Genomic DNA, 11,609 nt, shown 5'->3' with positions numbered 1-11,609 from the left:
CCTGCCGGCAGGCAGGTCTGATGCATCTGATTAAACATTTATGATATTCTGCAAATATTCACGACCTACACCTGACTTAAAATACTTTTCTCTTTCCCTTGCTTCTACTCGAGTTTCAAATTCTTCTTTATAAACCAAAACCCACGGTAAAAAACCTTTAGTAGATTTATTGTTACCTAAATTATGTTGTTCTATTCTTTTCTGAAGATCAGTAGTCATTCCTTTATACAAACGATCATCAACTTCACTTTTTAAAATATATACGTAAAACATAATTTGAAATAAAAAAGGTCCTGCAAAAGCAAGACCTTAAATTTAAGTGACCTCGAAGGGATTCAAACCCCCAACCCTCAGAGCCGAAACCTGCCTGCCAGCAGGCAGGTCTGATGCATCTGATTAAACATTTATGATATTCTGCAAATATTCACGACCTACACCTGACTTAAAATACTTTTCTCTTTCCCTTGCTTCTACTCGAGTTTCAAATTCTTCTTTATAAACCAAAACCCACGGTAAAAAACCTTTAGTAGATTTATTGTTACCTAAATTATGCTGTTCTATTCTTTTCTGAAGATCAGTAGTCATTCCTTTATACAAACGACCATCAACTTCACTTTTTAAAATATATACGTAAAACATAATTTGAAATAAAAAAGGTCCTGCAAAAGCAAGACCTTAAATTTAAGTGACCTCGAAGGGATTCAAACCCCCAACCCTCAGAGCCGAAATCTGATGCGCTATTCAGTTGCGCCACGAGGCCATAATTCAATTAGCAATTAGCAATTAGCAATTAGCAATTAGCAATTAGCAATTAGCAAAATTAATAATTCAACTACCACCAACTATCTACTTATGCTAATTTCTTTTTTACGATTGTAGAAATCAATTTACCATCTGCCTGACCAGCTAATTCTTTAGAAACAATTCCCATTACCTTACCCATATCCTTCATTCCTGAAGCACCAACAGCATCTATAGTTTGTACAACTACTTTCTCTACTTCTTCTTCTGTAAGCTGTTCAGGTAAAAATTGTTCGATTACTGCAATCTGAGCCAATTCTGGATCAGCAAGATCTTGTCTTCCTTGCTCTATAAAAATTGCTGCGCTATCTTTTCTTTGTTTTACTAACTTCTGAACGATTTGTATCTCATCATCTTCTGTTATTTCTGCACTTCCACTAGTGCTCGCTACCAATAAAGCAGATTTAATAGCTCGAAGTGATTCTAGTGCTACCGAATCCTTTGCTTTCATAGCTAATTTCAACTGCTCCATTACTTTTTGCTGTAAACCCATTTCATCTTTATTTTGGTCAGCAAAGATAAAAAATAAAACCCGAAGACTAAGTTAGTTTTCGGGTTTATAAAAAATTGTAAGACTATTATTAGTCTACATTATCGTGTAAAAACGAGTTGTTAGATCGCAACTGTATATCATCATTACTATCTCCACTCAATGATGTTCTAGAAATCTTTTTTTCTCGTGAATTTTCGTTCAAATCAACACCTTGTCTTTGGTATGCCGGCTTCTTTTCATCATAACTAGTAGGCGCATTGTTTTTGAACTTATAGTTAAAATCTTTTAATTTTCTTCTACGTTCATCCGCTCTTTCTCTCAATAACTCTTCGATAGGAGTTTCCATTGGATCTAATTGCTCCTCAGGTTGCACTTCTCTTTTTGGAGCTACTGTTTTTCTCTCGAAAACTAACTCGTCTTCAATAATTTTTGGCTCGAACTCTTCTGCTTTAGATTTTGCACCCGTAAGCTTGCTTTCTAATTGCATATAGTCATCTAAACTATAGCGTTTTTCACCATTCTTATTATATTCTAATACCGGAACAATCTCGATACTTTCGTTAACATCTATATCTTTTACTTCATCATGTAAATCAAACATGATTACGTTTTCTTTTTCTTCCTCATCTCTAGAAGAACTATCAAAAGCTACCGTAAATTGATCATCTTCTTCTTCAACGTGTATCTCTTCTGGCTCAATTACTTCAATATCTCTAAAAGATGAAGGTGCATCTACGATGACAAAATCTTCTTCTGAAACATTTTCCGCTAGTACTTCCTCGTAAAAAACATTGAAATTTTTAATATAGTTCGTTGTAGGTATCAAGTCAAAATCTTCTTCCTCAACGAACTCATACTTTTTTACGGGTTTGACTTGTTTTACCTCCTCTTCCTCATCATCCATTTCTAAAGTATGGACTGTTTTTTGGTTAGATAACAACATTGCCTCTGCACGTTGACCTTCTTCTAACGTATGAATTATTTTCTTTGACTCGGTATTTACAATATCATCTTGTTGCTCTATATTAAACCCCGTAGCGATTACCGTAACAGCAATAGCTTCGCCTAAGCTCTCATCTTCACCAACACCCATAATGATGTTTGCTCCGTATCCTGCTTCTATTTGAATATGATCATTGATTTCACCAATCTCATCGATAGTAATTTCTTGTGCACCAGAAACAATCAACAACAATACATTTTTAGCACCTTGAATTTTGTTATCGTTCAATAATGGTGAATCTAATGCTTTCATGATTGCTTCATTAGCTCTTGCAGAACCAGATGAAATAGCAGAACCCATAATAGCAGTACCACTATTAGATAGTACTGTTTTAGCGTCACGTAAATCTATGTTTTGTGTATAGTGGTGTGTAATAACTTCTGCAATACCTCTAGCTGCAGTTGCCAATACTTCATCAGCTTTAGAGAAACCTGCTTTGAAACCAAGGTTACCGTATACTTCTCTTAATTTATTATTATTAATGACGATCAGCGAATCGACATTATTGCGTAATTTTTCAATACCGCGTTGTGCTTGTTCAACTCGCATTTTACCTTCGAATTGAAACGGCATTGTAACGATACCAACAGTAAGAACATCCATTTCTTTTGCAAACTTGGCAATGACGGGAGCAGCACCAGTTCCTGTTCCCCCACCCATACCAGCAGTAATGAAGATCATTTTAGTAGTTGTATCCAACATACTTTTTATCTCTTCCATACTTTCCATGGCAGCTTGTTCACCTACTTCAGGATTGGCACCAGCACCCAAACCTTCTGTTAATGATACACCTAATTGTATTTTGTTAGGCACCGGACTATTGTCTAAAGCCTGAGAATCTGTATTACAGATTACAAAATCCACTCCATTAATTCCTGCCTGGAACATGTGATTAATGGCATTACTACCACCGCCACCTACACCAATGACTTTTATAACGTTGCTTTGATTCTTTGGTAGATCAAAGGAGATATTTTCAAATTCGCTGTTCTTACTCATATTCTAATTATTACTGGTTATGTATTCTCTTGTGCTATGCTTATTACTCTGCGTTATCTAAAAATTCTTTCAATTTTTCAGACCACTTATCAAAAACAGATTTTCTTTCTTTGTGCAGGTTCGGGCGTGCTACAGCTTCCGTATCACGTTCAGCATATACCAACTCTTCTTCCTGCTCTTGTTCTTGTAAAATTTCTTCTTGCGTCAATTTCAACTTCTCCTGGTTTTTAATGGCATTCATTAAAAGCCCAACAGCTGTTGCGTATAACGGACTAGCAACTTCTTCATCAGAATCGCCTGCTAGGTGCTCGTTAGGGTACCCGATTCGAGTATCCATACCTGTTATATATTCCACCAATTGCTTTAAATGTTTTAGTTGGCTTCCACCACCTGTCAACACTATACCTGCAATTAATTTCTTCTTTTGTTCTTCGTGACCGTAGTTTTTAATTTCTACATATACCTGCTCGATAATCTCAACTACACGTGCATGAATTATTTTAGAAAGATTTTTCAAAGAGATTTCTTTTGGCTCTCTACCACGTAAACCTGGTATAGATACAATTTCGTTATCTCTGTTCTCTCCCGGCCATGCCGAACCAAATCTGGTTTTCAACAATTCTGCCTGTTTTTCTATAATCGAACATCCTTCTTTAATATCTTCCGTAATAACTCCACCACCGAAAGGTATCACTGCAGTATGTCTAATGATACCGTCTTTGAAAATGGCCAGATCAGTAGTACCACCACCTATATCGATCAATGCTACACCTGCTTCTTTTTCTTCTTGACTCAATACAGCGTCAGATGATGCCAATGGCTCTAGAGTTATATTTCCCAAATCTAATCCTGCACTTTTAATGCAACGACCAACATTCTTTATTGAAACTACTTGACCAACTACTACATGAAAGTTTGCTTCTAACCTACCGCCATACATACCAACAGGTTCGCGTATTTCAGCTTGTCCATCAACTTTGTATTCTTGTGGTAAAACATGAATGATCTCTTCACCAGGTAGCATAATCAATTTGTGCACTTGATTACATAGTAAGTCTACATCTTCGTCGCCAATCACTTCCTCAGAATCTTTTCTAGTGATGTAATCGCTGTGCTGTAAACTTCTTATATGTTGACCAGCTATACCCACAACAACAGACCCTATTTTAAGTCCAGAATTAGCCTCTGCTTCTTCAACCGCCTGCTGAATAGATTTTATGGTCTGGGTAATATTATTTACCACACCCCTGTGTACACCTAAACTTTTGGACTTACCGATACCCAAAATCTCAATTTTACCATACTCGTTTTGCTTTCCGATTATGGCAACGATTTTCGTTGTTCCAATGTCTAAACCGACTGAATATTTAGTTTGTTCCATTTTAATTATATTTTAGTGCACACCACCTGGTTATTGAATTCTAAACTTACTTCTGCATAATCTTCCAAGGTTTCATCCTTGTTCGCTTTGGCATAAAATGCCTTAAAATTGCTAAACTTGGCCTCTAAATCTTCAATACCGCCTATGTTCACAACAAAATTGTTAAGCCTTAATCGTAACTGATATTCTTCTTCTCCTTTAATGTGAATACCAATAACCGATTCACGAAAAAAATCGTCCCTATTTATTTGTTCCAAAATGACATAGACATCTTCAAGGCTTTTACCACTGATATTGCCCGTTATGATGGGAACTCTTGCTGAATGATTACTTGAAAGCGGCATTCTCTTTCCTTCATCGTCCAAATAGAATTTTGAATCCCCCTCAATACGTCCTATTGGCTTACGTTGAACTATTCTCGACGTTAGCTCACCATCTATTGTTATATAGACTTGTGCACTTTTCACCATTTCATTGGCCTCAAGGGCCTTTTCTACAGTATTCAAAACTATATTTTCTTTAGGCACATTATCAAGGCTACCGTAATTTTGTATTAACAATTTATTAACCGCTCCTTCAGTGAGGTATAAATTTTGATCTCCAATGAATTCTACCTTCATTCCCGTAACATTCTTAGCACTATTACGCTCATTCGAAAAAGCATATAACCCCATGATTACCAGAACTAAAGCCATTAACTTTATAAAATTCCAATTAACCTGCATACGACATTTCTTTTTTTATTTTCACAACTTCTAAACCTATATCTCCAGCCCCCATTGTTAGTAAAACCTCAGGATCTTGTTTTTTTATCTCAAAAAGGATTTGTTCTTTTGAAATTAATTTTTTACTACTACTTGTCACCTTATCCAACAACCATTCTGCCGTAATACCTTCAAGTGGTTCTTCTCTAGCCGGATAGATATCTAAAAGCAAAATATTTTCGAATTGCGATAAGCTTTTTGCGAACTCATCTGCAAAATCGCGTGTTCTTGAAAACAAGTGTGGCTGAAAAATTGCCAATACTTTTTTAGTTGGATGCATTTCTGAAACCGCTTCAAAAACCGCATTGATTTCTGTAGGATGATGTGCATAATCATCTATAAAAATGAAGTCATCATTTTTGATTTGATACGAAAAACGTCTTTGAACACCTTTGAAAGTCGCTAATGCATCTGCAAGACGATGCGGTGGGGAACCTGCTTGCATCGCCATTGCAAAAGCTACCAGACCGTTCAACAAATTATGTCTTCCGGGTTTGTTAAATTCAACTCCTTCTAGTTTGAGGTCAGGAGTCTCCAAATCGAATATGTAGGTGCCATGTTCTATTTTTATGTTTCGGATACAATAATCCGAATCGTCTTCTATACCATAGGTCAGCCCCTTTAAAGGCAAACCATTACGAACAAATAATTTACCGCCCGGTTTTAAGCGTTTAGTAAAATCTACAAATGTTCTTTCTAACTCTTGCGCATCGCCATAAATATCAAGGTGATCAGCATCCATTGACGTAACACAAGCTACATTGGGTGTCAATTGCATAAATGAACGATCAAATTCATCTGCCTCGACTACCGAATATTCTGTTCCTTCTAAAAGGAAATTACTATTAAAGTCTTCTGAAATTCCACCTAAGAACGCAGTCATTTTAACTCCCGTTTCTTTTAACAAATGTGCCAAAATACTTGAGGTCGTTGTCTTACCATGTGTACCTGCAACAGCTAAACAAAAAGAATCTTTAGTTATTAAGCCTAGTACTTCTGAACGTTTCTTAATCGTGAACCCGTTATTTAAAAAATACTGATATTCAGAATGACTAGAAGGCACCGCTGGGGTATATACTACCAAGGTATGCGCTGCATCATTCTTATATTCTTGCAGCACTGTATCGATATCATCTGTGTAATGAATATCAATACCTGAACTTGCTAATTCTTTTGTTAGCGGAGTCTCGGTTTTATCATATCCTGCAACCGCTTTATCAATGAACGCAAAATAACGCGCCAAAGCAGACATACCTATGCCTCCAATGCCAATAAAATACACCCTATGTATTTGCGTTACGTTCATTTTATTTAATCAATTTTTCTATTTCATCGCAGATATCAGACGTAGCATTCGGTAATGCCAACGACTTAATATTCTTTGATAATTCTTGTTGCTTTTCTGCTGATTTAAATACCGATTCAAATTCAGATTTAAATGTTGCGTCCAGCTCTTTTTCTCTAATCATAATTGCAGCATCGTGACCTACAAGCGATAATGCATTCATAGTCTGGTGATCTTCTGCTACTACTGGAGACGGAATAAAAAATGTTGGTTTGCCTACCAAGCACAATTCTGATACCGCACCTGCACCTGCTCTTGAAATAATGAAATCTGCCGCTACATAGGCTTTATCCATAGAATTCAAAAAGGCATGTACTTTTATAGTTGACGACTGATGCGATTTGTAGGTTTCATAATATCCTTTACCACATTGCCATATCACCTGCAATCCTAGTGCCTCAAAATATGCTAAATGATCTGCTACTAGCTGATTAATGCGTCTGGCTCCTAAACTGCCACCCAACACCAACAACACTTTTTTATCGGCATTCAATTCAAAATAACTTAAAGCTTCTTCTTTGGTAGCTTTTAATTCCACCAAATCTGAACGTACAGGATTACCCGTTTTTACAATTTTATCTTTTGGAAAAAATTTCTCCATGCCATCATAGGCCACGCAGATTTTCTTCACTTTATCTTTCAATAGTTTATTGGTAATACCTGCAAAAGAATTCTGTTCTTGCAACACACATGGTATTCCTTTTGTGGTTGCCATCTTTAACAACGGACCACTAGCAAAACCACCCGTGCCAATTACGGCATGTGGTTTAAACTTCGATACGATGCTATTTGCTCTCATTAAACTACTTATCAATTTTATTGGAAAAAGTAGATTTTTAAGGGTCAGTTTTCGCTGAATTCCCGTAATCCACAATCCTTCTATTTTGTACCCTGCTTGCGGTACTTTCTCCATCTCCATTCTATCCTTTGCCCCAACGAACAAAAACTCGGCATCAGGATATCTCCTTTTCAATTCGTTCGCTATGGCTATCGCAGGATAAATATGCCCGCCTGTACCTCCTCCTGATAGAATAAACTTATAACTGCCCACTTAAAATCTCTAAAGGGTTTGTTTCATCCATATCAATATCATTGCCAGAAGCACTCTCCTGGGCTATACTTTTATTACTTGCACTTAAAATTATCCCTATTGCCAAACAGGTCATCCAACTTGATGTACCTCCACTACTGATCAATGGTAAATTTTGCCCCGTTACCGGAAACAACTCTACCGCTACTGCCATATTTATCAATGCTTGAAAAACAATAGGCAAGCCTACCCCAAGCACTAACAACTTACTAAATACAGAGGCGCAGCCATTGGCAACGACCACTATTCTAAAAAGTAGAAACAAGTAAAATAACATGAGTATAAATCCTCCTATTAATCCATATTCTTCAACGATTATAGCATAGATAAAATCTGATGAACTCTGTGGCAAAAAGTTCTTTTGCACACTTTTACCCGCTCCTTTACCCATTACTCCACCAGTAGCAATCGCTATTTTTGCTCTTTCAATTTGATAAGTCCCCTCCGTATCATCCGGATTGGAGAAACTATCGATTCTACTCATCCAAGTATCTACCCTATTCGGAAATAAATCTGGAAACGCTTTTGCCGTTAATATGAATATGGACAAAAACAAAACTCCCGTTCCAACAATGCCTAATAAATATTTCATAGGATATCCGCCTAAAAAACACAATACCATTACCATTGAAAAAACAATTGCCGCCGTTGAAAAGTTCGCTGGTAAAATAAGTGCTACCACCAAGAATACCGGAAGCCACAATGGCAATATACTTTCTTTGAAGGTTATTTTTATATCCCTAACCTTAGAGAAATAACGCGCTACATATATCATTAACACTACTGCCGCTAAATTCGAGGGCTGAAAACCAAAGCCTACCAATGGCAGACGAATCCAACGACTATCATTTGTACCACCACTTGAGCTACCTTGCGCCAATACGAATATGAGCAGCACCAAAACAATAGGTAAGGCGATCATAGAAAGCCCCTTAAAAAAATGTGTTGGTATTTTATGAACTCCGTAAATAATTCCAAATCCTAAAAACAACAGTATGGCATGTTTGACCAAGTGACCAACCGGTGTACCGCTACCTACTACATACACCAAGTTACTACTGGCGCTATAGACTGGTAGAAATGAAAATAAGGCCAAGAGTGCCGCAATGGCCCAAATAGCTTTATCTCCTTTTATATTTTGAAATATATTCAACACCTTATAGGTTTTTTACACAGTTCTTAAATTGATCTCCGCGATCTTCATAGTTTTTAAACAAATCGAAACTTGCACATGCAGGTGATAACAAAACCGTATCGCCACGTTCTGCAATTTTATAGGCTACTTTCACCGCTTCTTCCATAGCGTATGTTTCTACCAATAGATCTACAGCATTACCAAATACGTGCTTTATCTTATCATTATTCTCGCCCAAGCAAATAATTGCCTTAACCTTCTCACGTACCAATGGCATTAACTCCATGTACTCATTGCCCTTATCTACACCACCTACGATCCATACAGTAGGTGTTTTCATGCTATCTAATGCGTAATAAGCAGCGTTTACATTCGTTGCCTTTGAGTCATTGATATATTCTACATGATGTATTTTCAACACCTTCTCCAAACGGTGGGGAGCCCCTTGAAAATTAGAAACACAGGCTCTTATCGTTTCCTTACGGATACCGACTAATTTTGCAATTGTTGCCGCTGCCATTGTGTTCTTTACATTGTGCTGACCTTCTAAGGCCAAAGTGTCTTTAATCATGCTAATAGTGTCTGTTGTTGTTTTTATTATTATCTCGTTTTGTTCTATAAATGCGCCTTGTTCAAATATTTTATTCAATGAAAAGGGCATTAATTTTGATTTAACCGGGTGCTTGTTCAGCCATTCTACCAAAACCGCATCATCTGCATCATAAATCAAATAATCGTTTTCGTCTTGGTTTTCCGCTATTCTGAATTTTGATGCGATGTAGTTTTCAAACTCATACTCATACCGATCTAAATGATCTGGTGTAATATTCGTTATCACGGCAATGTGTGGTTTAAAATCTATTATGCCGTCTAATTGAAAACTACTTATCTCAAGTACGTAGTACTCAAAATCATTCTCCGCTACCATTTTCGCAAAACTATCACCAATGTTTCCTGCCATACCCACTTTTAATCCGGCATTTGCCAGAATATGGTTGGTTAGCATGGTAGTGGTCGTTTTACCGTTACTTCCGGTAATACCAATGATTTTTGCATCTGTGTATTTTGATGCAAACTCTATCTCTGATATTACGGGAACACCGTTCGCCACCAACTGCTTTACCAAGGGTACTTTATCCGGTATACCCGGACTCTTCATTACCAAATCGGCTTTTAGTATGCGGTCTTCAGAATGCTGTTCTTCTTCCCAATCAATTCCAAAATGTTCAAGAACGTTTTTATACTTCTCTTTTATTTTTCCTTTATCCGATACAAATACATCATATCCTTTCTTCAATCCTAAAATGGCTGTTCCTACGCCACTTTCTCCACCTCCAAGTACTACTAAAAGTGCCATTATCTTATTTTTAAGGTCACTATAGTTACAATGGCCAATAGTATACCTACAATCCAAAAACGGGTTACGATCTTACTTTCGTGATATCCTATTTTTTGGTAGTGATGATGTAATGGCGACATTAAAAATATACGTCTACCTTCACCAAATTTATTTTTCGTGTACTTGAAATATCCTACTTGCATCATTACTGAAAGTGACTCTGCAAAGAAGATTCCGCATAACACGGGTATCAATAATTCTTTACGAACTATAATTGCGATTACTGCGATTACGCCACCAATGGTCAAACTGCCCGTATCGCCCATAAATACTTGCGCTGGGAAAGCGTTGTACCATAAAAATCCGATCAAGGCTCCTACAAAAGCGGTTATAAATACTAGTAGCTCACCTACTCGTGGTATGTACATGATATCTAAATAATCAGAAAATATGATGTTACCAGATACCAAGGCAAAAATGCCTAGCGTAAATACTATTATTGCCGATGTACCTGCCGCGAGACCATCAATACCATCGGTTAAATTTGCTCCGTTAGATACTGCCGTAACTATTAAAATAATAATGGGTATGAACAACAACCAAGCATATTCCTTTGCTCCGTCGCCTGCCCATGATATCAAATTACCATAATCAAACTCGTTGTTTTTAAAGAAAGGAACCGTTGTCATGGTCGACTTAATTTCTTCTCCCTTTACCTGTTCTACAGTGTATTCTTGTGTAATTATGGTCTTATCGTGATCACGCATAGTCACTTCTGGGTGGAAATATAGAACCGCACCAACTATGAGCCCAAGCGTTACCTGACCTAAAACCTTAAACCGTCCTTTTAATCCTTCTTTGTTCTTTTTAAATACTTTGATGTAATCATCTAAAAATCCGATCGCCCCCATCCAAAGCATGGTGAAAATCAATAGTATTATGTAAATATTCTCCAATCTTGCAAATAACAATACAGGAATCAGGGTAGACATAATAATGATAACCCCACCCATGGTTGGTGTACCTGCCTTTTGCTTTTGACCATCTAAACCTAAATCGCGAATAGTTTCACCTACTTGCTGCTTTTGAAGAAATAGAATTATACGCTTACCGTATACCGTCGCAATCATCAATGAAAACAGTATAGCCATTGCCGCACGAAATGTGCTGAACTGAAACAGCGAAGCTCCAGGCAACTGGTATTGTTTTTCTAAATATTCGAACAGGTAGGTTAACATATAATCTATATTCTTTGCTAC

11 protein-coding genes and 1 tRNA gene are annotated in these 11,609 nt (G+C 37.0%); all 12 read right to left on the bottom strand.

All coding sequences use genetic code 11. From position 1 onward, the window contains the following. Positions 1-30: 30 nt before the first annotated feature. On the bottom strand, positions 31-273 hold the full coding sequence (locus DFQ03_RS18695; protein ID WP_133674754.1) for a GIY-YIG nuclease family protein: 243 nt from the start codon (positions 271-273) through the stop codon (positions 31-33). Between the two features lie 123 nt (positions 274-396). Then, positions 397-639, bottom strand: coding sequence for a GIY-YIG nuclease family protein (locus DFQ03_RS18690; RefSeq protein WP_133674753.1), 243 nt, complete (start codon positions 637-639; stop codon positions 397-399). Between the two features lie 47 nt (positions 640-686). After that, positions 687-760: transfer RNA gene (locus tag DFQ03_RS18685), tRNA-Arg, on the bottom strand. A gap of 90 nt (positions 761-850) precedes the next feature. Next, entirely contained in the window at positions 851-1,294 is a 444-nt protein-coding gene (locus DFQ03_RS18680) for a GatB/YqeY domain-containing protein (protein WP_133674752.1), read from the bottom strand. Between the two features lie 88 nt (positions 1,295-1,382). Further along, positions 1,383-3,296, bottom strand: a complete 1,914-nt coding sequence (gene ftsZ, locus DFQ03_RS18675; RefSeq protein WP_133674751.1) for a cell division protein FtsZ — start codon at positions 3,294-3,296, stop codon at positions 1,383-1,385. A gap of 43 nt (positions 3,297-3,339) precedes the next feature. After that, entirely contained in the window at positions 3,340-4,677 is a 1,338-nt protein-coding gene (ftsA, locus tag DFQ03_RS18670) for a cell division protein FtsA (protein WP_133674750.1), read from the bottom strand. 5 nt (positions 4,678-4,682) lie between these two features. Then, entirely contained in the window at positions 4,683-5,402 is a 720-nt protein-coding gene (locus DFQ03_RS18665; RefSeq protein ID WP_133674749.1) for a cell division protein FtsQ/DivIB, read from the bottom strand. Beyond that, positions 5,392-6,747, bottom strand: a complete 1,356-nt coding sequence (gene murC / locus DFQ03_RS18660; RefSeq protein WP_133674748.1) for a UDP-N-acetylmuramate--L-alanine ligase — start codon at positions 6,745-6,747, stop codon at positions 5,392-5,394. The genes DFQ03_RS18665 and murC overlap by 11 nt, the downstream gene beginning before the upstream one ends. 1 nt (position 6,748) lies before the next feature. Beyond that, positions 6,749-7,837 (bottom strand): undecaprenyldiphospho-muramoylpentapeptide beta-N-acetylglucosaminyltransferase, encoded by a 1,089-nt coding sequence (gene murG, locus DFQ03_RS18655; RefSeq protein ID WP_133674747.1) that lies wholly within the window; start codon positions 7,835-7,837, stop codon positions 6,749-6,751. Further along, on the bottom strand, positions 7,824-9,032 hold the full coding sequence (locus DFQ03_RS18650) for an FtsW/RodA/SpoVE family cell cycle protein (protein ID WP_133674746.1): 1,209 nt from the start codon (positions 9,030-9,032) through the stop codon (positions 7,824-7,826). The genes murG and DFQ03_RS18650 overlap by 14 nt, the downstream gene beginning before the upstream one ends. 1 nt (position 9,033) lies before the next feature. Continuing rightward, a complete protein-coding gene (gene murD / locus DFQ03_RS18645; protein WP_133674745.1) occupies positions 9,034-10,368 on the bottom strand; it encodes a UDP-N-acetylmuramoyl-L-alanine--D-glutamate ligase in 1,335 nt (444 codons plus the stop codon). After that, positions 10,368-11,588 (bottom strand): phospho-N-acetylmuramoyl-pentapeptide-transferase, encoded by a 1,221-nt coding sequence (gene mraY / locus DFQ03_RS18640; protein ID WP_133674744.1) that lies wholly within the window; start codon positions 11,586-11,588, stop codon positions 10,368-10,370. The genes murD and mraY overlap by 1 nt, the downstream gene beginning before the upstream one ends. Between the last annotated feature and the right edge of the window lie 21 nt (positions 11,589-11,609).

Origin of the sequence: Maribacter caenipelagi (assembly GCF_004364175.1) — a bacterium.
Classification (GTDB): domain Bacteria; phylum Bacteroidota; class Bacteroidia; order Flavobacteriales; family Flavobacteriaceae; genus Maribacter; species Maribacter caenipelagi.
Note: the sequence above shows the minus strand (reverse complement) of the source record. Positions and strands in the feature narration are given on the sequence as shown.

Excerpts from the sequence above, each read along its gene's own strand:
- murD (WP_133674745.1), bottom strand. The coding sequence starts at position 10,368 with ATGGCACTTTTAGTAGTACTTGGAGGTGGAGAAAGTGGCGTAGGAACA.
- mraY (WP_133674744.1), bottom strand. The coding sequence starts at position 11,588 with ATGTTAACCTACCTGTTCGAATATTTAGAAAAACAATACCAGTTGCCT.
- DFQ03_RS18680 (WP_133674752.1), bottom strand. The coding sequence starts at position 1,294 with ATGGGTTTACAGCAAAAAGTAATGGAGCAGTTGAAATTAGCTATGAAA.
- murC (WP_133674748.1), bottom strand. The coding sequence starts at position 6,747 with ATGAACGTAACGCAAATACATAGGGTGTATTTTATTGGCATTGGAGGC.
- DFQ03_RS18695 (WP_133674754.1), bottom strand. The coding sequence starts at position 273 with ATGTTTTACGTATATATTTTAAAAAGTGAAGTTGATGATCGTTTGTAT.
- DFQ03_RS18665 (WP_133674749.1), bottom strand. The coding sequence starts at position 5,402 with ATGCAGGTTAATTGGAATTTTATAAAGTTAATGGCTTTAGTTCTGGTA.
- DFQ03_RS18690 (WP_133674753.1), bottom strand. The coding sequence starts at position 639 with ATGTTTTACGTATATATTTTAAAAAGTGAAGTTGATGGTCGTTTGTAT.
- ftsA (WP_133674750.1), bottom strand. The coding sequence starts at position 4,677 with ATGGAACAAACTAAATATTCAGTCGGTTTAGACATTGGAACAACGAAA.
- ftsZ (WP_133674751.1), bottom strand. The coding sequence starts at position 3,296 with ATGAGTAAGAACAGCGAATTTGAAAATATCTCCTTTGATCTACCAAAG.